Origin of the sequence: Streptomyces sp. NPDC005648 (assembly GCF_040605395.1) — a bacterium.
In the GTDB taxonomy this organism is placed as follows: domain Bacteria; phylum Actinomycetota; class Actinomycetes; order Streptomycetales; family Streptomycetaceae; genus Streptomyces.
Map to the genome: position 1 here is coordinate 1 of NZ_JBEXCS010000128.1, position 22,061 is coordinate 22,061.

The following is a 22,061-nucleotide window of genomic DNA, read 5'->3' on the forward strand; positions in this document are numbered from 1 at the left end:
GCGATGAACAGGAACGCGATGCCGAGTTCCTGCTGGACCTTCTGGAGGAGGTTGACCACCTGGGCCTGGATGGAGACGTCCAGGGCGGAGACCGGTTCGTCGGCGACGATCAGTTTCGGTTCCAGGGCCAAGGCACGTGCTACGCCGATGCGTTGGCGCTGGCCGCCCGAGAACTCGTGCGGGAAGCGGTTGAAGTGCTCGGGGTTGAGGCCCACGATCTCCAGGAGTTCGCGGACCCTCTTCTCACGTCCGCCCTCCGGCTCGATGCCGTTGATCTCCATCGGGCCGGCGATGATCTTGCCGACGGTCTGGCGGGGGTTCAGGGAGGCGTACGGGTCCTGGAAGATCATCTGGATCTCAGAGCGGACCGGCGCCAGTTCCTTGCGCGTGGCGTGCGTGATGTCCTGGCCGCGGTAGGCGATCGTGCCGGCCGTCGGCTCCATGAGCCGGGTGATCAGCCGGCCCGTCGTCGACTTGCCGCAGCCCGACTCGCCGACCAGACCCAGGCTCTCGCCCTCGGCGACCTGGAAGTCGAGGCCGTCCACGGCCTGGACGGCGCCGACCGTACGGCGGACGGGGAAGCCGCCCTTGACCGGGAAGTGCTTGGTCAGGCCGCTGACGTCCAGGAGGGGGGTGGTGCTGCTCATGGTGGTGAAGTCCCGTCTCGTGTACGTCAGTTGATCCGCGCCGTGGCGTGGTCGGCGAAGAGCTCGCGCTTCTGCCCGGGCGTGAGGTGACACGCCGAGCCCCGGCCGTCCGTGATCTCCAGCGTGGGCCGCTCGCTGGAGCAGAGTCCGCCGGAGACCTTCTCGGCGAAGGGGCACCGCGGGTGGAAGCGGCAACCCGAGGGCGGGTTGAGCAGCGAGGGCGGCGAGCCCGGGATCGGGGACAGCGGCACGTCCACCGGCCCGTCCAGACTCGGCATCGAACCGAGCAGCCCCAGCGTGTAGGGATGCTCCGGCGTGCTGAGCACCTCCTTCTTGCTGCCCTTCTCCACACACCGGCCGCCGTACATCACCAGCACGTCGTCCGCGATGTCGGCGATGACCCCGAGGTCGTGCGTGATGAAGATGATCGCGGTGCCGAACTCCTGCTGCAGATCCTTGAGCAGGTCCATGATCTGGGCCTGCACGGTGACGTCCAGCGCGGTCGTCGGCTCGTCGGCGATCAGCAGCTCCGGGTCGCAGACCAGGGCCATCGCGATCATCGCGCGCTGGCGCATACCGCCGGAGAACTGGTGCGGATAGTCGTCCACCCGGATGTCCGGCTGGGGGATCCCGACGCGCCTCAGCATCTCCACCGCCCGCGCCCGGGCCTCCTTCTTGGAGGCGCCGGTGTGCTTGCGGTACGTCTCGGCGATCTGCGCGCCGATGGTGTGGTACGGCGACAGGGAGGCCAGCGCGTCCTGGAAGATCATGGACATCTTGTTGCCGCGCAGCTCTTCCAGCTCACGCTCGCCGGCGGTGATGAGCTCCTTGCCGTCGAGCAGGATCTCACCGTCCATCGTGGTGTTGCGCGGGTCGTGCAGACCCAGGATCGCCATGTTGGTCACGGACTTGCCGGAACCGGACTCGCCGACGATGCCGAGGGTCCGGCCCTTCTCCACGTCGAAGGAGAGTCCGTCGACGGCCTTGACGACACCGTCATGGGTGGAGAAGTGGACGCGCAGGTCGCGTACGGAGAGGAAGGGGGTGCTCATGGTTCGCTCTCCTTACGCGAGGCGCACGCGCGGGTCGATGAGGGCGTACACGGCGTCGACGACGATGTTGAAGACGACGATCGCGGCCGCGGCGACCAGGACGACGCCGAGCAGCATCGGCAGGTCGTTGGTGGAGACCGCCTTCACCGACAGGCGCCCGAGCCCCTGGATGCTGAAGGTCTGCTCGGTGATGATGGCGCCGCCCAGCAGGGTGCCGAGGTCGAGGCCGAAGATGGTGACGATCGGGCCCATGGCGCCGCGCCAGGCGAAGCGGAAGAACACCGTCCGGCGGGACAGGCCCTTGGCGCGGGCGGTGCGGACGTAGTCCTCGCTCAGCGACTCCACCATCTGGGAGCGCGTCATACGCGTGTAGTTGGCGGTGAAGATCAGCGAGAGCACCAGCCACGGCACCAGCAGGCCCTTCGCCCATCCTGCCGGGTCGGACGTGAACGGCGTGTAGTTGGCGCGGTCCAGCCAGTGCAGCTGGTCGACGAAGAGATAGGTGGCGAAGACGCCCACGACGTAGATCTGCATCGAGGACGCGATCAGCGAGGCGGAGCTCGCGACCTTGTCGAGGGTCTTGCCCTGCTTGACGGCCGCCAGCATGCCGGTGCCGATGCCGAACACCAGGAAGACCGCGGAGCTGCCCAGGGCCAGCGAGATCGTGGCCGGGAAACGGTCCAGGATGGTGTTGAGGACCGGCTCGCGGTTCTGGAAGGAGTAGCCGAGACACGGCGCGTCGCAGTGCCCGAAGGAGGTGTAGTCACGCCCCACGAACAGGCCCTTGAGCCAGTCCCAGTACTGCACGGGCAGCGGATGGTCGATCCCCAGGTTCTTCTTCACCAGTGCCAGGGTCTCGGGAGTGCAGACCTTGCCGCAGGCGATACGGGCGGGGTCGCGCGGGGCGGCGTAGAACAGGACGAACACCAGGGCGCTGATGATCAGCAGGATCACAGCGGCGCCGAGAGTCCGGCGGATGAGGAAGCGGAGCATGGCAGTTGGGGTTTCCTGACGGATGCCGTAGGGGGTGAGAAGGCGGGGCGGCACCGGCCGCCCCGCCAGGGGTCGTACGTCAGGCCTTCACGAAGGTCTTGTACAGCAGGGTCGCGGAGAAGTTCGGGTCGAACTGGGCGCCGCCGACCTTGGAGCCGTAGACGTAGTAACGGCGGGAGAAGGTCTCCGGGATGATCGGCGCGACCTCCTTCATGATCCGCTCGTCCAGCGCCTGCCAGGCCTCGCCCGCCTTCGCCTGGTCGGCGATGACGGCGTTCTTCTTGATGCCGTCGTTGATCCAGGGGATGTTCGTCTGCGAGATGTTGTTCATGCCGTTGCCGATCGCCCCGCCGTCGAACAGCGGCTGGACCACGGTGTAGGCGGTCGGCCAGTCCGGGGACCAGCCGAACCACATCACGTCGTAGCTGTTGTCGATCTGCTGGATCTGGTCGTAGTACGAGGTGGAGTCGACCGGCTTGATGACCGGGGTGAAGCCGGCCGCCTTCAGCGCGTTCTCGATGACGACCTTGGTCTTGTCGTAGGTCGGGTCCTGGGGGTACGCGTAGACGATCTTCATACCCTCCTTGCCGGCCTCCTTCAGCAGCTTCTTCGCGGCGGCCGGGTCGCCCTGCGGCGTCTTGAGCTTGCCGTAGACGTCGTACTTCTTGTAGCCGATGACGTCGGGGCTGAGGATCGAGGTCGCGAAGTCGCCGGCGGACGGGCCGCCGTAGATCTGCCGGATCTGCTGCAGCGGCCAGGCGTGGTTGAGGGCCTGGCGGACCTTCAGGTCGGTGACGCGCTTGGTGTTGATCGCGTAGTAGTAGACGCCGGTCAGCAGGCCGTTGAAGCTGCGCTTCTTCAGCTCGGGGTCGGTGAGCACCTTCTGGATGCGCTCGGCCGGGACGCCCTTGTAGATCGAGACGGCGTACTGGTCCTTGCCCTGGTCCGCGATGAGGCGGTCGGTGGAGTCCAGGGTCTCGATGCCGAAGTCGAACTCGAAGCCGTCCGGGTAGGCGTTGCGGATCGAGTCCGTCGCCGGGTCCCAGTACTTGTTGCGGGTCAGGACCATCGACTTGTCGGTCGTGTGGGCCTTGATCTTGTACGGACCGCAGGCGGCCGGCTTCTTGTCGTACTTCTCCTTGGTGTCCAGCTTCGGGGACACCGCGGCGTAGGAGTGCATCGCCAGCGTGAAGTTGAAGTCCGGCTTGGCCTCGGCCAGCTTGAAGGTGATGGTGCGCTTGGCCTTGTCGGTGACGATCGAGTCCAGGTGCTTGCCCTTGTACGGACCCTCGTACGCGTCACGCCACTTGCCGCCCTTGCCCGTCAGCGCGGACTGGACGTAGTTGGCGCCCTCGGTGACGAACGAGGCCCAGGAGCGCTCGATGCCGTGGCGCACGTCCTCGACGGTCAGCTCGGTGCCGTCCTCCCACTTCAGACCCTCCTTCAGCGTGAAGGTCCAGGTCTTGTTGTCGGCGGAGGGGGTGCCGGCGTCGGTGGCCAGGTCGCCGACCAGCTTCTGGTGGCCGCTGGAGTCGATCTTGTAGCCGGTCAGGCAGCGGTGCAGCAGCAGCGCGACGGTCGAGTTGTACGCGTAGTAGATGCGCTGCGGGTCCAGGTGGGAGAAGTCGTCCGGGGCGAGGCCGTAGATCGTGCCGCCCTTCTTCGCACCCGCGATCTCCGGGGCCGGACCGGTGGAGTCCTCCTTGGTGCCCACGGTGACCTTGGCGCCGGTGTACGAGGTGGCGCCGTCGCTCGGAGTGCTGCCGCTGCCCCCGCCCGCGTTGCCGCTGCTGCACGCGGACAGCAGCGTCGAGCCCGCGGCCGCGACAGAGGTGGCTATGACGAAGTTTCTGCGGGAGAGAGACATGGCTGACCCGTTCTGGTGGAGGAGGGTGGTGCGGGAACCGGCCAGGCCCCGTCGCCCGGGCCGGTGGGAAGACTCAGTGCTTGGTCTTCGGGTCCAGTGCGTCGCGGACCGAGTCACCGAGGAGGTTGAAGGCCACGACGAAGATCACCATCGACAGGCCCGGGAAGAGCATGAAGGTGATGTCGTCCTGGTAGTAGTTGGCGCCGTTCTGGATCATCACGCCCCAGTCGGGGGTGGGGTTCGTCAGACCGACGCCGAGGAAGGCGAGACCCGCTTCCGCGGTCACGTAGGCAGGGAGCAGGAGGGTCGCCTGGATGAGGATCGGCGTCCACAGGTTGGGCAGCAGTTCCTTGAATATGATCCGGGCCGGCGAGGCGCCGGTCACCTTGGCCGCCTCGACGAACTCGCGCTCGCGCAGGGCGAGCACCTCGCCGCGCAGCAGACGTGCGATGGAGGCCCAGCCGAAGACCGTCATCACGATGATGAGGCTGACGACGGTCAGCCAGACCGGGGTGTTCTCGTCCGCGGCGACGAAGATCGCCAGCACCACGGGCCAGAACGCGATGAAGAACAGGGTCTGCGGGAAGGCCAGCAGGATGTCGATCACCCGGCCGACGAGGTAGTCGGTCCGGCCGCCGAGGTAGCCGGCCGTGATGCCGATGACCACACCGAACAGGGTGGTGAGCAGGGTCGCGGCGGTGGCGATCAGCAGCGAGTTGCGCATGCCGTAGAGCAGGAAGGTGAAGACGTCCCGGCCGAGCTGCGGCTCGATGCCGAACCAGAAGTCGGAGCTGATGCCGCCGTTGGGCCTGATCGGGAAGTTGAACTCGTTCAGCAGGCCGGGGGTGTTCATGCCGTACGTGGTGTACGGGTTCTTGCCGTACAGCTTGGCGATGAGCGGCGCGGCGATGCCGACGACGAAGAAGAAGATCACCACATAGGCGGATATGAGGCCCGTCCGGTCGCGCTTGAAGCGGATCCAGGCCAGCCGTCCCGGTGACAGGCTCTCGGAGCCTTGGGGGACGGAGGGCTTCGCCGCTGCCGCGTTGTCTTCGTCGGTCACCTCGAGCGGGGCGGCCGGGGAAGGGGTTGGGGGGGTCATGATGCTCCGTGCCCTGTGGTCAAGGACTCCGCAGGGCGGTCCCTACGGGCTACGCCGGGACTTTTTCAACGCAATTCGCTCAAGGTCAATAAATTCTTGCTTGACTTGGGTTTCTCTTTACTTTCTTTACCTTTTCTTGGTCATTCTGTAGCTACGCGTGTAGCGTGCTGTGATCGATCTGTGTCCGGATTCGGGCCAACTTCGCGAAACGGGCAACGAGTTCGATATGCGGACGCCTGTGTATCGGAATCCGTACATCCCGCCGTCACCATCCAACGTTTCGGCATCGGATGGCGAAGATCCATTGCGCCCCGGACGGAAGATCCCCGAATGGCCTCGGCTCGTGTGCGGCCCGTCCCCTTTGAGTTGATATTGACCGGTAACGGTTGGCATTCCTGAGGAGGCACTCCATGCGTGGAGCCACGCACGCCAGATGGGCCGCATGCGCGGTGGCGGTCGCGCTCGCCGCGACGGCCTGCGGGGGCGGGGGGAGCAGCAGCGGCAGTGGTGGCAGCGGCGGGGTGCTGAGCTCCTCCTGGGGTGACCCGCAGAACCCGCTGGAGCCGGCCAACACCAACGAGGTGCAGGGCGGCAAGGTCCTCGACATGATCTTCCGCGGGCTCAAGCGGTACGACCCGAAGACCGGCGCGGCCCAGGACATGCTCGCCGAGAAGATCGACAGCACGGACTCGCAGAACTTCACGGTCACCGTCAAGAGCGGCTGGAAGTTCAGCAACGGCGAGGCCGTCACCGCCAAGTCCTTCGTCGACGCCTGGAACTACGGGGCGAGCCTGAAGAACAACCAGAAGAACGCGTACTTCTTCGGGTACATCGAGGGCTACGACAAGACCCACCCGGACACCGGCACGCAGACCGCCGACACGCTGTCCGGGCTGAAGGTCACCGGCCCGCAGACCTTCACCGTCAAGCTCAGCCAGAAGTTCTCGACCTTCCCCGACACCCTCGGCTACGCGGCCTACGACCCGCTGCCCCAGGCGTTCTTCACCGACCACGCGGGCTGGATCAAGAAGCCGGTCGGCAACGGCCCGTACACCATCGAGTCGTACACCAAGGGCTCGAAGATGTCCCTCAGGAAGTGGGACGCCTACCCCGGCGACGACAAGGCGCAGAACGGCGGAGTGGACCTCAAGGTCTACACCGACAACAACACCGCCTACACCGACCTGATGGCCGGCAACCTCGACCTGGTCGACGACGTCCCGGCGGCCCAGCTGAAGAACGTCAAGAGCGACCTCCAGGGCCGGTATCTGAACACCCCCGCCGGCATCATCCAGACGCTCGCCTTCCCGTTCTACGACCCCGCCTGGAACAAGAGCGGCTCGGAGAAGGTCCGCAAGGGCCTGTCCATGGCGATCAACCGCAAGCAGATCACCGAGACGATCTTCCAGAAGACCCGCACCCCGGCCACCGACTGGACCTCACCGGTCCTCGGTACCAAGGGCGGCTTCCAGGACGGGCTGTGCGGCGACGGCTGCGACTACAACCCGACCGAGGCGAAGAAGCTGGTCCAGGAGGGCGGCGGACTGCCCGGCGGCCAGGTCAAGATCACGTACAACGCCGACACGGGCTCGCACAAGGAGTGGGTGGACGCCGTGTGCAACTCCATCAACAACGCGCTCGGCAACGACAAGGCCTGCGTCGGCAACCCGGTCGGCACCTTCGCCGACTTCCGCAACCAGATCGGGCAGCACAAGATGACGGGCCCGTTCCGGGCCGGCTGGCAGATGGACTACCCGCTCATCCAGAACTTCCTGCAGCCGCTCTACTACACCAACGCCTCCTCCAACGACGGCAAGTGGTCCAACAAGGACTTCGACAACCTCGTCAACCAGGCCAACTCGGAGACCGACACCGCCAAGGCGATCTCGCTCTTCCAGGACGCCGAGAAGGTCGTACGCGACAACATGGCCGCCATCCCGCTCTGGTACCAGAACGGCAGCGCGGGCTGGTCCGACCGGCTCTCCAACGTCGCCCTCAACCCGTTCAGCGTGCCGGTCTACAACGAGATCAAGGTCGGCTGAGCTCCCATGGGCAGGTACGTGGTCCGGCGTCTGCTCCAGATGATCCCGGTGTTCATCGGGGCCACGCTGCTGATCTTCCTGATGGTGAACGTGATGGGCGACCCCATCGCGGGCCTGTGCGGCGAGCGGCAGTGCGACCCGGCCACGGCCGCCCAGCTGAAGAAGGAGTTCGGGCTCGACAAGTCCGTGTGGCAGCAATACCTGACCTACATGGGGAACGTCTTCACCGGTGACTTCGGCACCGCGTTCAACGGCCAGAAGGTCACCGACCTGATGGCCACGGCGTTCCCCGTCACCATCCGGCTGACGATCGTCGCGATCTTCTTCGAGATCGTCATCGGCATCCCGCTGGGGGTCGTCACGGGGCTGCGCCGGGGCCACCCCGTCGACACCTCGGTCCTCCTCCTCACCCTCGTCGTCATCTCCGTCCCCATCTTCGTCACCGGCCTCCTGCTCCAACTGCTCCTCGGCGTCGAGTGGGGCTGGATCAAACCGTCGGTGTCCTCGGACGCCACCTTCGGCGAGCTGATCGTGCCGGGCCTGGTCCTGGCCTCCGTCTCCCTCGCCTACGTCACCCGGCTGACCCGCACCTCCATCGCGGAGAACCGCCGCTCCGACTACGTCCGCACGGCCGTCGCCAAGGGCCTGCCCCGGCGGCGGGTGACCATCCGCCACCTGCTGCGCAACTCCCTGATCCCGGTGGTCACCTTCATCGGGACCGACATCGGCGCCCTGATGGGCGGCGCGATCGTCACCGAGCGGATCTTCAACATCCACGGCGTCGGCTACCAGCTCTACCAGGGCATCCTGCGCCAGAACACCCAGACGGTCGTCGGCTTCGTGACCGTCCTCGTCCTCGTCTTCCTGGTGGCCAACCTGCTCGTCGACCTCCTGTACGCCGTACTCGACCCGAGGATCCGCTATGCCTGAGCAGTACGAGTCCGAGGGCGCCATCTCCTCCACGGGCATGGGCGGCGCGATGGACCTCGCCGTGAACGAGGCGGAGACCCTGGAGCGGGCACCCGGGGGACCGGACGCCGGCGGCACCGCCGAAAAGCCCCGCTCCCTGTGGTCCGACGCCTGGCGCGACCTGCGCCGCAACCCCGTCTTCCTCATCTCCGGGGTCATCATCCTCTTCCTGGTCTTCATCTCACTGTGGCCCTCGGCGATCACCTGGATGAGCCCCCTCAAGTGCGACCTCGCCAAGGCCCAGGAGGGCTCCCAGCCCGGCCATCCCTTCGGCTACGACGGCCAGGGCTGCGATGTCTACACGCGCACGGTCTACGGCACCCGTACGTCCGTCACGGTCGGCGTCTGCGCCACGCTCGGGGTCGCGATCCTCGGCTCGGTCCTCGGCGGGCTCGCGGGGTTCTTCGGCGGCTTCTGGGACTCGATCCTGTCCCGCATCGCCGACATCTTCTTCGCGATCCCGGTCGTCCTCGGCGGCCTGGTCCTGCTCTCGGTCGTCACCAGCAACACGGTCTGGCCGGTCGTCGGCTTCATCGTGCTGCTGGGCTGGCCGCAGATCGCCCGCATCGGCCGCGGCGCCGTCATCACCGCCAAGCAGAACGACTACGTCCAGGCCGCCCGCTCCCTCGGCGCCTCCAACTCCCGCGTCCTGCTCCGCCACATCGCGCCCAACGCGGTCGCCCCGGTGATCGTCGTGGCGACCATCGCACTGGGCACGTACATCGCCCTGGAGGCGACCCTGTCCTTCCTGGGCGTGGGCCTCAAACCCCCCAACGTCAGCTGGGGCATCGACATCTCCGCCGCGTCCCCCTACATCCGCAACGCCCCCCACATGCTCCTGTGGCCGGCCGGCGCCCTCGCCATCACCGTCCTCGCCTTCATCATGCTCGGCGACGCGGTCCGCGACGCCCTCGACCCGAAGCTGAGGTGAGGCCACCATGGCGCTGGACCTGTGCGGCCGGCGGGTGGCCCCAAACCGTGGCCGAGCGGCCTCGCCGTCCGGCGCGGACCGAGGCGGTCCGGATCCCTTCATCACCCGGCGGGGCGTCCTCGTACGCGACGCCCTCGACCCGAAGCTGAGGTGAATCGTCGTCATGTTGCTCGAAGTGCGTGATCTGCATGTGGAGTTCCGGACCCGGGACGGGGTGGCCAGGGCGGTCAACGGGGTCGACTACGGCGTGGACGCGGGGGAGACGCTCGCCGTGCTGGGGGAGTCGGGGTCGGGGAAGTCGGTGACCGCGCAGGCGGTGATGGGGATCCTCGACATTCCGCCGGGGAGGATCACGGGCGGCGAGATCCTCTTCCAGGGCAGGGACCTGCTGAAGCTCAAGGAGGAGGAGCGGAGGAAGGTCAGGGGCGCCGAGATGGCGATGATCTTCCAGGACGCGCTGTCGTCGTTGAACCCCGTGCTCTCCGTGGGCGACCAGCTCGGCGAGATGTTCGTCGTGCACCGGGGCATGTCCAGGAAGGACGCGCGGGCCAAGGCCGTCGAGCTGATGGACCGGGTGCGCATCCCGGCCGCCGCGGCCCGGGTCAGGGACTATCCGCACCAGTTCTCCGGCGGTATGCGCCAGCGCATCATGATCGCGATGGCGCTCGCCCTGGAGCCCGCGCTGATCATCGCCGACGAGCCGACCACCGCCCTCGACGTCACCGTCCAGGCCCAGGTCATGGACCTGCTCGCGGATCTGCAGCGCGAGTACAACATGGGGCTCATCCTCATCACCCACGACCTCGGCGTGGTCGCCGACGTCGCCGACCGGATCGCCGTGATGTACGCCGGCCGGATCGTCGAGACGGCCCCGGTGCACGACATCTACAAGGCGCCGGTCCATCCGTACACACGCGGGCTCCTCGACTCCATCCCCCGTCTCGACCAGAAGGGGCAGGAGCTGTACGCGATCAAGGGATTGCCGCCCAACTTGATGAACATCCCTCCGGGTTGCGCGTTCAACCCCCGCTGCCCCATGGCTCAAGACGTGTGCCGCACCGACGTGCCACCTCTGTACGAGGTTGACGAGGACCGGGGCAGCGCCTGTCACTTCTGGAGGGAGTGCCTCAATGGTTGAGCCGATCCTGGAAGTGAGTGGACTGGTCAAGCACTATCCCCTGACCCAGGGCATCCTGTTCAAGAAACAGGTCGGAGCCGTCAAGGCCGTCGACGGTGTCGACTTCACCCTCGACAAGGGTGAGACCCTCGGCATCGTCGGGGAGTCCGGTTGCGGAAAGTCGACCGTCGCCAAGATGCTCGTCAATCTCGAGCGGCCCACCGAAGGGTTGATCAAGTACAAGGGCGAGGACATCGGCAGGCTCTCCGCCAAGGCGCTCAAGTCGGTCCGCCGCAACATCCAGATGGTCTTCCAGGACCCGTACACCTCCCTCAACCCCCGGATGACGGTCGGCGACATCATCGGGGAACCGTACGAGATCCACCCCGAGGTGGCCCCCAAGGGCGACCGGCGCAAGAAGGTGCAGGAACTGCTGGACGTGGTCGGGCTCAACCCCGAGTACATCAACCGCTATCCGCACCAGTTCTCCGGCGGCCAGCGCCAGCGCATCGGCATCGCCCGGGGGCTGGCGCTGCGCCCCGAGATCATCGTCGCCGACGAGCCGGTCTCCGCGCTCGACGTCTCCGTGCAGGCCCAGGTGATCAACCTGCTGGCGAGCCTGCAGAGCGAGTTCGAGCTGAGTTACGTCTTCATCGCGCACGACCTGTCGATCGTCCGGCACATCTCGGACCGGGTCGGGGTGATGTACCTGGGCCGGATCGTGGAGATCGGCAGGGACGAGGAGATCTACGACCATCCGACGCACCCCTACACCCAGGCGCTGCTCTCCGCGGTCCCCGTGCCCGACCCGGAGGCCCGGGAGCACCGGGAGCGGATCATCCTCGCCGGTGACGTGCCCTCGCCGGCGAACATCCCCTCCGGCTGCCGTTTCCGCACCCGCTGCTGGAAGGCGCGGGAGCGGTGCGCGCTGGAGGTGCCGCTGCTCGCGGTGCCGGCGGAGTTCCGGCTCGCGAGCGGTCCGGCCGCCCATGACTCCGCTTGCCACTTCGCGGAAGAGAAGCAGGTCGTGCCGCCGGAGGAACCCCCGTGGGACGGCAACGGACCGGGGTGACATGGCGCACCCCGGTCCGTTTACGGCACCCGCACGGCCGTACGCTCATTAGACTGACGCGTCCGTATATCGGGATCGGGTCGGCCAAGTTGCCTGCGTGTTAACGCGGTTGATGGGTGTTTGTGCGCTTATGCCGGCCCGAGCGAGCGCTTCAGGAAGTCCAGCTGGAGCAGCAGCAGGTTCTCCGCGACCGCTTCCTGCGGGGTCATATGGGTCACCCCGGACAGCGGCAGGACCTCGTGCGGGCGGCCCGCGGCCAGCAGGGCCGAGGACAGCCGCAGGGAGTGGGCGACCACCACGTTGTCGTCGGCGAAGCCGTGAATGATCATCATCGGGCGGTGCGGCTCGGCCGCGTCCACCAGGCCGTCGTCGTCGATCAGCGAGTTGCGGCGGTAGACGTCCGGCTGCTCGTCCGGGTGGCCGAGGTAGCGCTCCTGGTAGTGGGTGTCGTAGAGGCGCAGATCGGTGACCGGGGCGCCCACCACCGCCGCGTGGAAGACGTCGGGGCGGCGCAGGGCCGCGAGGGCCGCCAGATAGCCGCCGAAGGACCAGCCGCGGATGGCGACCCGGCCGAGGTCCAGCGGGAAGTCGGCGGCGAGCGCCTGGAGGGCGTCCACCTGGTCCTGGAGCACCACCTCGGCCAGATCGTCGCGGACCGCCTTCTCCCAGGCGGGGGAGCGGCCCGGGGTGCCCCGTCCGTCGGCGACGACCACCGCGAACCCCTGGTCGGCGAACCACTGCGAGGTCAGATGCGGGTTGTGTGCGGCGACCACCCGCTGGCCGTGCGGGCCGCCGTACGGGTCCAGCAGAACCGGGAGGGAGGTGTCACCGGCGTAGTCACGCGGCAAGAGCACGGCGCACGGGATTCGCCGTGCGCCCCCCTCGATGAGCGTCACGCGCGGGGACATACCGGGATCTTCGGCATACGAGGGGATGGTCGCCGCCGGCTTGCCGTCCCGCAGCACCCGCACCTGGGCGCCCGCGTGATCGGGCGTCGCCGACACCAGCACGGTCACGCCCCCGGCGCGCACCGCCGAGTGCACGCCGGGCTCCTGCGAGACGCGCTCCAGGCCGAGCTCGCTGACCCGGTAGACGTGTACCTCGCCGGTCTCCGGGGACTCGGCCGCCGCCCCGGCGGACGCCGCGACCAGCACGTCCTCGGCGGTCACGTCCAGCACGGCGCGCGCATGCAACTGCGGTCCGGTCAGGGGGCGTTCGCCCACCGCGAGGACGCGCGCGCCCCCCTCGTCGGCGATCCGCACGAGCTGCCCGGAGGGGCTCCAGCAGGGCACTCCGGGGAAAAGATCCAGCCAAACTGGATCTTCGTCGGCGTGCACCAGCCGGGTCGCGCCCGTGTCCGGGTCCACCGCCAGGAAGAGCTGGCCGCGCTGGTCCCGGGCCTGGACGAGGAGCAGCGGGGCACCCGCCGCTGACCAGTGCACATGCGCCAGGTACGGGTAGCGCGCCCAGTCCCAGACGACCTCCGTGCGCGACCCGTCCAGGCCGACCACGAACAGCCGTACGTCCGCGTTGTCCGTCCCCGCCGCCGGATAGGGCACGTGCTGTGGGTCACGTTCCGGATGGGCGGGGTCGGAGATCCACCAGCGCCGTACCGGCATGTCGTCCACGCGCGCCACCAGCAGCCGGTCCGACTCGGGCGACCACCAGAAGCCCCGCGAGCGCCCCATCTCCTCGGCCGCGACGAACTCGGCCAGACCGTAGGTGACACCCGCCGACTCCGGCTCCGCGAGGGCCCGTTCCCCCTCGCCCTCGGCGCCGACCACACGCAGGGCGCCCTGGGCGACGTACGCGACGAAGCGGCCGTCGGGGGAGGGGCGCGGGTCGATCACCGGGCCGGGGACCGGGAGTTCACGTGCTGTGCCGGCCCGTAGCTCGGCCGTGAAAAGCCGTCCTGACAAGGCGAAAGACGCCAACTCCACGTCCACGTCGGTGGCGTAGCCGACGATGCCGGCACCGCCCTCACGGCTGCGTTCGCGGCGCGCCCGCTCCTCGGGCGGGAGCTCTTCGTCGGTGCCGTCCAGCAGGGCGCGCGGGTCGGCCGCCACGCGCTCCCCGCCGTCCGTCAGATCGAGGACCCGCAGTGAATTCGCCCTGTCCGTGCCGGAGGTGGAGCGCAGGAACACGACACGGGCGCCGTCGGGCGCCACCGTGAAAGCGCGGGGCGCGCCGAGCGTGAAGCGCTGGGTGCGGGCGTACCGGCGGGGGAAGGAGTCGGACGTCGTCGTCATGCCCCGACCATATTGGCCATGCGCCCCCTTGTGCGGCCGTGCGCCGACCGATGCGCAGGTCCGGATAGTTATGATCACTAGCGCATAGTGGGTATGAACCTGCTGGTCCTTGTGGGTTTGTCCGCAAGGATTTTGTTGCCCCTTGGTCCGACTCCCCGCGCTCTTGGGATCTTTGGAGGTGATCCGCCGTGGCACTCTCGATTTCGGCGGTGGTGCTGCTGGCGATCGTCGTCTTCCTGCTGGTCAAGAAGTCAGGGCTGAAGGGTGGGCATGCCGTCGTCTGCATCCTCCTGGGGTTCTATCTCGCCTCCTCGACGGTCGCGCCCACGATCAACGATCTGACGACGAACATCGCGAGCATGATCGGCAGCATCAAGTTCTGACGTGCGTAGGGTGGGGGCCATGACGGAATCCCCCGCCCGTCGTCTGCTGCTCGTGCACGCGCATCCGGACGACGAGTCGATCAACAACGGCGCGACCATGGCCAGGTACGCGGCCGAGGGTGCCCACGTGACCCTGGTCACCTGCACCCTCGGTGAACTCGGCGAGGTCATCCCGCCGGGGCTCCGGCACCTGACCGGAACCGCCCTCGGGGAGTACCGCCTGGGCGAGCTCACCGCCGCCATGGCCGCACTCGGCGTCACCGACTTCCGTCAGCTCGGCGGCCCGGGTCGCTACCGGGACTCCGGGATGATGGGCCTGCCCGACAACGAGGACCCGGCCTGCTTCTGGCAGGCCGACGTCGACGACGCCGCCCGCCGACTGGTCGAGGTGATCCTGGAGGTGCGCCCCCAGGTCCTCGTCACCTACGACGACCACGGCGGCTACGGCCACCCCGACCACATCCAGGCCCACCGCGTCGCGATGCGCGCCGTGGAACTGGCCGCGGCGGACGGCTGGGAGATCCCCAAGGTGTACTGGAACCGGGTCTCCCGGCCGGTCGCCGAGGCCGCTTTCGCCCGGCTCGCGCAGGATCTGCCGGATTCGCCCTTCTCCAAGGCCGGTCGTATCGAGGACGTACCCGGAGTGGTCGACGGCGACCGCGTCACCGCCGAGATCGACGGCACCGCGCACGCCGCCGCCAAGGCCGCCGCGATGCGGGCGCACGCGACCCAGATCGAGGTCGCGGAGCCGTACTTCGCGCTCTCGAACGAACTCGCGCAACCCCTCTTCACCACCGAGTACTACGAGTTGGCGCGCGGCCGTGCGGGAGCCGGGCGCGAGACCGACCTGTTCGCCGGTGCCGGGGAGGCGTCATGAGCGACCGCGGTTCCGCGCTGGCCCAGCCGCTGCGGGCGCCCTCGCCGGGGCGGGTCGTGCTGTACATCGGACTGCTGGTGCTCGGCGCGGTGGTCGGGGCGGCCGGCGCGCTGGTGCAGGCCGCGTGGTTCCCCGGGGGACTGCTGCTGGCGCTCGCCGGTGAGGCGGGGCTCTGCCTCGGCGGGGGCTGGGCCGTGCGCAGCCGGGGCGGTGCCGTCGCGCCCGCGGCCGGCTGGATCATCGCCGTCATCCTGCTCACCGCCAGCCGCCCCGAGGGCGACTTCCTGTTCGGCGCGGGAGGCGGCTCGTATCTCTTCCTCCTCGGCGGTATGGCAGTTGCTGTGATCTGCGCCACCATCGGCCAGGGATGGCAACCTGACGACGGTGACGTCCGACTTGGCAAGTGACGTACCACTTCGCCATTAACCGCGCGTGGGAGTCCGGTGTGGGTTTCCCCGGCGGTCGTGGGATACGGGCCAGAAGTGGCCAGTATGGTGGTGCGCGCCGCCGAGCTGCCCGTGAGGTCATGTCGGGCGGCGGAGCCAACCGGGAGAACCTGCCTTGAGTCGTGAAACTGACACTCCGTCCTCCGGGCCCAACGGGCACAACGGAGCCGCCTATCCGTCGGGCACGCCGCCGTACGGCACCCCTGCGGTTTCCGACGGCGGTACGGACGCGGGCCGTTCGGCCGCGCAGCCGGAGGAACGCAAGACCGAGACCACGCTGACGACCCGGATCCGGATCAACATCCCCGGGTCCCGGCCCATTCCGCCGGTCGTCGTGCGGACGCCGGTGGCGGACGCCGGGAGCTCCGAGCGGACCGGTGAGACCGAGCTGCCGGCGCCGGGGGCGACCCAGGCCATGAGCACCGTCGAGCCTCCGGCCGAGCCCGGCCCGGCGGCCGGTGAGAAGGCCAGCGACTGGTTCGCGCCCCGCAAGTCCGGCCCGGCCAAGGGCGGTCAGGGCGGCGGCGCCACCAACGGGGCCGGTCTGCCCGGTGGTTCGGGTGCCCCGGCACCGGGTGCGCCCGGCGCGGGCGCCACGGCGGCCCCCGGCGCGGGCGGTGCGCGTCCCTCCGGGCCCGGCGCGGGTCTTCCCGGCGGTGCGCGGCCGGGTGCCGGACGCCCCGGTGGGGTGGTCGGCTCCATGAGCGTGCCCGGCGGCTCCCGGGCCGGCGGCGCCCGACCGGGCCAGACCAACGGCGCCGGGCTGCCCGGCGCGACCGGCGGTCCGGTGGCTCCCGGCCACGGCGGCGGCACCGGCTCCTTCGACGTCACCGAGGCGCTGGCCGCGGGCCCCCTGGGCGGCAACGGCCCCCGTCCCGGCAGCGGGGAGCCGCGCCGTGACGACCTGCCCTTCTTCTCGGAGGGCGACGGCGGCCCCCAGAACGGCTACGGCCCCCAGAACGGACAGAACCCGCAAAACGACCAAAGCCTCCAAGGCGGTTACGGCGGTCCGGGTGGCGCCAGCGGTTTCAACGGGCCGAACGGCCGTGGCGGCCCGGGCGGCCCCCAGGGCCCGGCAGGCCCGACCGGCGGCCCGGTCACCGGCGACGGCCCGAGGATCCCTCCGATCAGCGCCGGACCCGCCGGCCCGGGCGCGGACACGGCCCCCTTCGCCCCCGGCACCGACCCGTTCGCCGCCGGCCCGGGCGCCGACCCCTTCGCCGCCGGCCCGGGCGCCGACCCCTTCGCCCCCGGCCCGGGCAACGGCGCCGGTCCTCGGGGCCCCGGTGCGGGCGGCCCCCCCGGCCCCGGCTCCGGCATCCACGCGGGCCCCCAGAGCGCGGGTCTCGGCCCCGGTGGCGGTCTCAGCGACGACACCGCGATCCTGACCCCGCAGAAGCCGGCCCCCGGGCCCGGCTCCGGTGGGTACCCGGCCCCGGACAACATCTCCGGACAGACCGTCACCAGCGGTATGCCGGTCGCCTCGCCCGGCTCCGGCTCCCCGTTCGGGCCCGGCGCCTTCGGCCAGGACGAGCGCCCCGACGGGCCGGGTCCGCACACGCCCCCGAAGCTGCCCGAGCCGAAGGCGCAGAAGGCGTCAGCGACCCCCAAGAAAAAGAAGAAGGGGCGCAACAAGCTGGTCCTGCTCGGCGGGGTCGTGGTCGTCGCGGGCGTCGGTGCCTACGGCGCCGGCCTGCTGATGAACCACTCGGACGTGCCCAAGGGCACCACCGTGCTCGGTGTCGACATCGGCGGCGGTACCCGTGACGACGCCGTCAAGAAGCTGGACGCGGCCTTCGGCGACCGAGTGAACAAACCGCTGAAGCTGTCCGTCGGCGGCAGGACCGTCGAGCTCAAGCCGGACCAGGCAGGGCTCCAGTTCGACGAGCAGTCCACGGTCTCCGCCGCCGCGCAGGCCGACTACAACCCGATCTCCGTCATCGGCTCCCTCTTCGGCAACCACCGGGTCGTCGACCCGGTCATGCCGGTCGACGAGGAGAAGCTGACCGCGGCCCTGCAGTCCGCGGCCGGTGACTCCGGCACGCTGACCGACGGCACGATCAAGTTCACCTCCGGCAAGGCCGTCGCCGTCTACGGCAAGGCGGGCAAGGGCATCGACGCCGCCAAGTCGGTCCAGGCGGTCGAGGCGGCGTACCGCGACCAGGTGGAGACGGACTCCACCGCCCCGGTCGCGGTCGTCACCACCACCCAGCAGCCGACGATCACCAACGCCGAGGTCGACCGCGAGATGAAGGCCTTCGCGGAGCCGGCGATGTCGGGGCTCGTCACGGTCAAGGCGGACGCCGGGGGTTCCCCGGTCTCCTTCAGCCCGCAGAACTCCCTGTGGAAGTTCCTGAAGGTCAAGGCCGTGGACGGCAAGCTGGTCGACAGCCCCGACCTGACCGCGCTCAAGAACCTCTACGGCAACGCGTTCGACGGCGTCCTGATCACCCGAGGCACCGGCAAGAAGACCGCCGTCACCCCGCAGGACGTCTACGTCGCCCTGCGTCAGGCCCTGCTGAGCAAGACCGACCGGGTCGGGATCATCCAGACCAACCCGAGCTGACGTAGCGCACCAGAAGAGGGCACCCGGCACCGCGCCGGGTGCCCTCTTCGCGTATGACATCTGTCATCCGCCACCCAGGACCGCCGACACTGCCCCGACCTGGGTGTTCGAGGTCACCATGGATGACATGACGACGACAGCCACAGCGGCCACCGCCACCCCGGTGGTCGGCTTCGACCAGGTGAGCAAGACCTACGGGACCGTGCGGGCCGTCGACGGGCTGAGCCTCACGCTGCACCCGGGCGAGACCGTGGCCCTGCTGGGGCCCAACGGGGCCGGCAAGTCCACCACGCTCGATCTGCTGCTCGGCCTCAAGCACGCCGACAGCGGCACCGTCCGCGTCTTCGGCACCAGCCCCCGCGAGGCCATCGTCGCCGGGCGGGTGGGCGCCATGCTGCAGAGCGGCGGGCTGATGGACGAGGTCACGGTCGCGGAGCTGGTGAAGCTCGGCTGCGCGCTGCACCCGAAGCCGTACAAGGTGAACGACGTCCTCGCCCGTGCCGGCATCACCCAGATCGCCGACCGCAAGGTCAACAAGCTCTCCGGCGGACAGGCCCAGCGTGTCCGCTTCGCCCTGGCCACGGCCGGTGACAGCGATCTGATCGTGCTGGACGAGCCGACCACCGGCATGGACGTCTCGGCCCGCCAGGCCTTCTGGGCCACCATGCGCGAGCAGGCCGACCAGGGGCGGACCGTGCTGTTCGCGACCCACTACCTGGAGGAGGCCGACGCGATCGCCGACCGCGTGCTGGTCCTGCACCGGGGCCGGCTGCTGGCCGACGGCACCGCGGCCGAGATCAAGGCGAAGGCAGGGGCGCGCAGGGTGTCGTTCGACCTGGAGGGCGCCATCGACGAGGCACCGATCCGGGCGCTGCCCTTCCTCACCTCCATCGACATTTCCGGCCAGACCGTCCGCATCCAGTCCAGCGACGCCGACGCGACCGTCCACGCCCTCTACGGCCTCGGCGTCTACCCCCGCAACCTCGAAGTCGCCGGGCTCGGCCTGGAGCAGGCCTTCGTCGCCATCACCACCGCCGAGGAGGCCAAGCAGTAATGCGGAACACATTTGCTTCGCGGAGCCTGATCAAGCTGGAGCTCACCCGGGCCCTGCGCAACCGGAAGTTCCTGTTCTTCTCGGTGATCTACCCCTCGGTGATCTTCCTGCTGGTCTCCAACCAGACCGGCAATGTCGACGGCTCCGGCCTGAGCGTCGCCAAGTACGTCATGGTCTCCATGGCCTCCTTCGGCGCGCTGACCGCCGTCCTGATGGGCAACAGCGAGCGCATCGCCAAGGAGCGGGAGGGCGGCTGGGTACGGCAGCTCAGGCTGACCCCGCTGCCCGGGCGCGGATACGTCCTCGCCAAGACCGCCGGCGCGGCCGTGGTGAGCCTGCCGTCCATCGTGGTGGTCTTCCTGGTCGCCGCGGCCGTGAAGGACGTACGGCTCGACGCCTGGCAGTGGTTCGCGCTCACCGGTGCGATCTGGGCGGGCAGCTTCGTGTTCGCCGCGCTCGGCGTCGCCATCGGCTACCTCGCCTCCGGGGACGCGGTCCGCCCGATCACGATGATCGTCTACTTCGGTCTGTCGATCCTCGGCGGCCTGTGGATGCCGTCCTCGACCTTCCCCGCCTGGCTGCAGGACATCGCCAAGTGGCTGCCCACGCACGCGTACGCTGCCCTCGGACGGGCCATCGAGCAGAGCCAGGCCCCCCACACCCAGGACATCGCCATCCTCGTCGCCTTCTTCCTGCTCTTCGCGGGCGGCGCGGCCTGGCTGTACCGGAAGGACACGCTGAAGGCGTGAGCACGATGACGGACGACACGCTGCCGCCGGACGCCCGGCCGGAACAGCTGACGCGCATCGGTCAGCCGCCCCGCACCACGAGTGAGGCCCTGCGCAAGGCGCTGTGGATCGCCCCCTGGCTGATCTTCCTCGGCGCACCGGTGCAGGACCTGGCCGCCGGCCACCACACGCCGGCCGCGACCGTGGCCGGCTGGGCGGGCCTCGCGGCCTTCGTCGCGACCTATGTGACGCTGGTCTTCCGCAACATGGGCCGGCCGTTCCGCGGACCCGTGGTCGTATGGCTCGTCGGGGCGCTCGGCGCGCTCGCCGTCGTCCTGTGCCTCACCCTGGGCGGCCACTGGATCGGTCTGTTCGTGTACGTCTCCGTCACCTGCGGCGCGACCCTGCCCGTCCGGATCGCGTACTGGGCGATCCCGGTCAACGCGGCCGCGATGCTCCTCGTGGGCCTGCACAGCCGCGTCCACGACTGGAGCCTGCTCCTGGTGGTGGTGCTCCTGGGGTACGCGATGACGGGTGTGAAGCAACTGGTGCGCACGACCGTCGAGTTGCGCAAGGCCCGCGCCACGGTCGCCCAACTGGCCGCCAACGAGGAGCGGTTGCGCCTGGCCCGGGATCTGCACGACCTCCTCGGCCACTCCCTCTCCCTCATCACGCTGAAGAGCGAACTGGCGGGCCGTATGCTCCCCGACCACCCGGAGAAGGCGGCCCAGCAGGTCGCCGACATCGAACAGGTCAGCCGCCAGGCCCTCGTCGACGTCCGCGCGGCCGTCTCCGGCTATCGCCGCACCCGTCTGTCCGACGAACTGGCAGGGGCGCAGGTCGCGTTGACCGCGGCCTCCGTCGTCGCCGAGCTCCCGGCCGAACCCGACCTCACCGGCATCCCCGAGGAGAGCGAGACCGCCCTCGCCTGGGCGCTGCGCGAGGCGGTCACCAACGTCGTACGGCACAGCGGGGCGAGCCGCTGCACGGTGGAGGTCCTGCGCCGCCAGACCCTGGACGGCCAGTTCCTCGAACTCTCCGTCGAGGACAACGGCTCGGGCGGCTCCGGCAAGGGCCCCGGCAACGGTCTGACCGGCCTCACCGAACGCCTGGAGAAGGCGGGCGGCACCCTGGAGGCAGGCCGTACCAAGCACGGTTTCCGCCTGGTCGCCCGCGTCCCCGCGGGGGTCCCGGCGCCCGTAGGATCCGGGGCATGAGCCCTACGATCAAGGTGCTGCTCGCCGAGGACCAGTCGATGGTCCGCGAGGCACTGGCCGCCCTGCTCGGCCTGGAGCCCGACATCGAGGTCGTCGCCCAGGTGGCGCGCGGCGACGAGGTGCTGGCGGCGGTGCGGCAGCACGACGTGGACGTGGCCCTCCTCGACATCGAGATGCCGGGCTGCACCGGCATCGAGGCGGCGGCCCAGGTCCACAAGGCACTCCCGGCGGTGAAACTGGTCGTCCTCACCACCTTCGGCCGCCCCGGCTACCTCCGTACGGCGATGGAGGCGGGAGCCGACGCCTTCCTGGTCAAGGACGCCCCGGCGGCCCAACTCGCGGCAGCGGTACGGAAGGTCCTGGCCGGCGAACGCGTCATCGACCCCACCCTGGCGGCGGCGGCCCTCGCCGAGGGCGCCAACCCGCTGACGGACCGCGAACGCGAGGTCCTGCGCGCGGCGGCCGACGGCTCGACCAACGCGGAACTGGCGACGGCGCTCCATCTGTCCCAGGGCACGGTACGGAACTACCTCTCCACGGCGATCCAGAAGCTGGCGGTGCGCAACCGGGCCGAAGCGGTACGGATCGCACGGGAGAAGGGCTGGCTGTGAACCCCCGAACCCGCGCTCCGCACCCCCGTACCGGCGCCGGGGACCCTAGATGATCGATTCCAAGGGGTGCCCGTAGAGACGTGAACGAGGGTGTCCAAGATCGTTGTGTGACGAACAACCTGGACACCCTCGCGACCG

At 69.3% G+C, this 22,061-nt stretch carries 19 protein-coding genes; 13 read left to right on the forward strand and 6 right to left on the reverse strand.

Annotation, left to right across the window (positions count from 1 at the left end; all coding sequences use genetic code 11):
• The 5 genes from ABZT17_RS41340 to ABZT17_RS41360 form a co-directional block, all read right to left on the reverse strand.
• Positions 1 to 647: dipeptide/oligopeptide/nickel ABC transporter ATP-binding protein (locus tag ABZT17_RS41340; RefSeq protein WP_356357278.1), on the reverse strand; the 647-nt coding region annotated here is incomplete at its 3' end.
• A gap of 26 nt (positions 648 to 673) precedes the next feature.
• Positions 674 to 1,699, reverse strand: a complete 1,026-nt coding sequence (locus ABZT17_RS41345; RefSeq protein ID WP_356357279.1) for an ABC transporter ATP-binding protein — start codon at positions 1,697 to 1,699, stop codon at positions 674 to 676.
• Positions 1,700 to 1,711: 12 nt separating this feature from the next.
• On the reverse strand, positions 1,712 to 2,692 hold the full coding sequence (locus ABZT17_RS41350; RefSeq protein WP_356357281.1) for an ABC transporter permease: 981 nt from the start codon (positions 2,690 to 2,692) through the stop codon (positions 1,712 to 1,714).
• 79 nt (positions 2,693 to 2,771) lie between these two features.
• A complete protein-coding gene (locus ABZT17_RS41355; protein WP_356357283.1) occupies positions 2,772 to 4,559 on the reverse strand; it encodes an ABC transporter substrate-binding protein in 1,788 nt (595 codons plus the stop codon).
• 73 nt (positions 4,560 to 4,632) lie between these two features.
• Positions 4,633 to 5,661 (reverse strand): ABC transporter permease, encoded by a 1,029-nt coding sequence (locus ABZT17_RS41360; protein ID WP_356357285.1) that lies wholly within the window; start codon positions 5,659 to 5,661, stop codon positions 4,633 to 4,635.
• A 410-nt stretch (positions 5,662 to 6,071) separates the two neighbouring features.
• Between ABZT17_RS41360 and ABZT17_RS41365 the strand changes: the two genes are divergently transcribed.
• The 5 genes from ABZT17_RS41365 (at position 6,072) to ABZT17_RS41385 (ending at position 11,792) form a co-directional block, all read left to right on the forward strand.
• Positions 6,072 to 7,703 (forward strand): ABC transporter substrate-binding protein, encoded by a 1,632-nt coding sequence (locus tag ABZT17_RS41365; RefSeq protein WP_356357287.1) that lies wholly within the window; start codon positions 6,072 to 6,074, stop codon positions 7,701 to 7,703.
• A 6-nt stretch (positions 7,704 to 7,709) separates the two neighbouring features.
• Positions 7,710 to 8,633 carry an ABC transporter permease gene (locus ABZT17_RS41370; protein WP_356357289.1) on the forward strand — a complete coding sequence of 308 codons (924 nt, stop codon included), beginning with the start codon at positions 7,710 to 7,712 and terminating at the stop codon, positions 8,631 to 8,633.
• Positions 8,626 to 9,603 (forward strand): ABC transporter permease, encoded by a 978-nt coding sequence (locus ABZT17_RS41375; RefSeq protein ID WP_356357290.1) that lies wholly within the window; start codon positions 8,626 to 8,628, stop codon positions 9,601 to 9,603. The genes ABZT17_RS41370 and ABZT17_RS41375 overlap by 8 nt, the downstream gene beginning before the upstream one ends.
• Before the next feature lie 163 nt (positions 9,604 to 9,766).
• The gene (locus ABZT17_RS41380) at positions 9,767 to 10,741 is read left to right on the forward strand and encodes an ABC transporter ATP-binding protein (protein ID WP_356357292.1); all 975 of its coding nucleotides are present in this window, start codon (positions 9,767 to 9,769) and stop codon (positions 10,739 to 10,741) included.
• The gene (locus tag ABZT17_RS41385; RefSeq protein ID WP_356357293.1) at positions 10,734 to 11,792 is read left to right on the forward strand and encodes a dipeptide ABC transporter ATP-binding protein; all 1,059 of its coding nucleotides are present in this window, start codon (positions 10,734 to 10,736) and stop codon (positions 11,790 to 11,792) included. Before ABZT17_RS41380 ends, ABZT17_RS41385 begins: the two co-directional genes overlap by 8 nt.
• A gap of 128 nt (positions 11,793 to 11,920) precedes the next feature.
• Here ABZT17_RS41385 and ABZT17_RS41390 read toward each other — a convergent pair whose 3' ends face one another.
• Entirely contained in the window at positions 11,921 to 14,041 is a 2,121-nt protein-coding gene (locus ABZT17_RS41390; protein WP_356357295.1) for a prolyl oligopeptidase family serine peptidase, read from the reverse strand.
• Between the two features lie 188 nt (positions 14,042 to 14,229).
• Between ABZT17_RS41390 and ABZT17_RS41395 the strand changes: the two genes are divergently transcribed.
• The 8 genes from ABZT17_RS41395 (at position 14,230) to ABZT17_RS41430 (ending at position 21,923) form a co-directional block, all read left to right on the forward strand.
• A complete protein-coding gene (locus ABZT17_RS41395) occupies positions 14,230 to 14,424 on the forward strand; it encodes a hypothetical protein (protein ID WP_058923418.1) in 195 nt (64 codons plus the stop codon).
• Positions 14,425 to 14,443: 19 nt separating this feature from the next.
• Positions 14,444 to 15,301 carry an N-acetyl-1-D-myo-inositol-2-amino-2-deoxy-alpha-D-glucopyranoside deacetylase gene (mshB, locus tag ABZT17_RS41400; protein WP_356357297.1) on the forward strand — a complete coding sequence of 286 codons (858 nt, stop codon included), beginning with the start codon at positions 14,444 to 14,446 and terminating at the stop codon, positions 15,299 to 15,301.
• Positions 15,298 to 15,708, forward strand: a complete 411-nt coding sequence (locus ABZT17_RS41405; protein WP_356357299.1) for a DUF6113 family protein — start codon at positions 15,298 to 15,300, stop codon at positions 15,706 to 15,708. The genes mshB and ABZT17_RS41405 overlap by 4 nt, the downstream gene beginning before the upstream one ends.
• A 154-nt stretch (positions 15,709 to 15,862) precedes the next feature.
• On the forward strand, positions 15,863 to 18,313 hold the full coding sequence (locus ABZT17_RS41410; RefSeq protein WP_356357300.1) for a hypothetical protein: 2,451 nt from the start codon (positions 15,863 to 15,865) through the stop codon (positions 18,311 to 18,313).
• A 127-nt stretch (positions 18,314 to 18,440) separates the two neighbouring features.
• Positions 18,441 to 19,367 carry an ABC transporter ATP-binding protein gene (locus ABZT17_RS41415; protein ID WP_356357302.1) on the forward strand — a complete coding sequence of 309 codons (927 nt, stop codon included), beginning with the start codon at positions 18,441 to 18,443 and terminating at the stop codon, positions 19,365 to 19,367.
• Positions 19,367 to 20,116, forward strand: coding sequence for an ABC transporter permease (locus ABZT17_RS41420; protein ID WP_356357304.1), 750 nt, complete (start codon positions 19,367 to 19,369; stop codon positions 20,114 to 20,116). Before ABZT17_RS41415 ends, ABZT17_RS41420 begins: the two co-directional genes overlap by 1 nt.
• 5 nt (positions 20,117 to 20,121) lie before the next feature.
• Positions 20,122 to 21,312, forward strand: a complete 1,191-nt coding sequence (locus ABZT17_RS41425; RefSeq protein WP_356357308.1) for a histidine kinase — start codon at positions 20,122 to 20,124, stop codon at positions 21,310 to 21,312.
• On the forward strand, positions 21,309 to 21,923 hold the full coding sequence (locus ABZT17_RS41430) for a response regulator transcription factor (RefSeq protein ID WP_356357306.1): 615 nt from the start codon (positions 21,309 to 21,311) through the stop codon (positions 21,921 to 21,923). Before ABZT17_RS41425 ends, ABZT17_RS41430 begins: the two co-directional genes overlap by 4 nt.
• The last annotated feature ends 138 nt before the right edge of the window (positions 21,924 to 22,061 follow it).

Coding starts and splice junctions, on each gene's coding strand:
- ABZT17_RS41390 (WP_356357295.1), bottom strand. CDS start 14,041: ATGACGACGACGTCCGACTCCTTCCCCCGCCGGTACGCCCGCACCCAG.
- ABZT17_RS41385 (WP_356357293.1), top strand. CDS start 10,734: ATGGTTGAGCCGATCCTGGAAGTGAGTGGACTGGTCAAGCACTATCCC.
- ABZT17_RS41380 (WP_356357292.1), top strand. CDS start 9,767: ATGTTGCTCGAAGTGCGTGATCTGCATGTGGAGTTCCGGACCCGGGAC.
- ABZT17_RS41365 (WP_356357287.1), top strand. CDS start 6,072: ATGCGTGGAGCCACGCACGCCAGATGGGCCGCATGCGCGGTGGCGGTC.
- ABZT17_RS41350 (WP_356357281.1), bottom strand. CDS start 2,692: ATGCTCCGCTTCCTCATCCGCCGGACTCTCGGCGCCGCTGTGATCCTG.
- ABZT17_RS41345 (WP_356357279.1), bottom strand. CDS start 1,699: ATGAGCACCCCCTTCCTCTCCGTACGCGACCTGCGCGTCCACTTCTCC.
- ABZT17_RS41355 (WP_356357283.1), bottom strand. CDS start 4,559: ATGTCTCTCTCCCGCAGAAACTTCGTCATAGCCACCTCTGTCGCGGCC.
- ABZT17_RS41370 (WP_356357289.1), top strand. CDS start 7,710: ATGGGCAGGTACGTGGTCCGGCGTCTGCTCCAGATGATCCCGGTGTTC.
- mshB (WP_356357297.1), top strand. CDS start 14,444: ATGACGGAATCCCCCGCCCGTCGTCTGCTGCTCGTGCACGCGCATCCG.
- ABZT17_RS41430 (WP_356357306.1), top strand. CDS start 21,309: ATGAGCCCTACGATCAAGGTGCTGCTCGCCGAGGACCAGTCGATGGTC.
- ABZT17_RS41375 (WP_356357290.1), top strand. CDS start 8,626: ATGCCTGAGCAGTACGAGTCCGAGGGCGCCATCTCCTCCACGGGCATG.
- ABZT17_RS41415 (WP_356357302.1), top strand. CDS start 18,441: ATGACGACGACAGCCACAGCGGCCACCGCCACCCCGGTGGTCGGCTTC.
- ABZT17_RS41360 (WP_356357285.1), bottom strand. CDS start 5,661: ATGACCCCCCCAACCCCTTCCCCGGCCGCCCCGCTCGAGGTGACCGAC.
- ABZT17_RS41425 (WP_356357308.1), top strand. CDS start 20,122: ATGACGGACGACACGCTGCCGCCGGACGCCCGGCCGGAACAGCTGACG.
- ABZT17_RS41420 (WP_356357304.1), top strand. CDS start 19,367: ATGCGGAACACATTTGCTTCGCGGAGCCTGATCAAGCTGGAGCTCACC.
- ABZT17_RS41405 (WP_356357299.1), top strand. CDS start 15,298: ATGAGCGACCGCGGTTCCGCGCTGGCCCAGCCGCTGCGGGCGCCCTCG.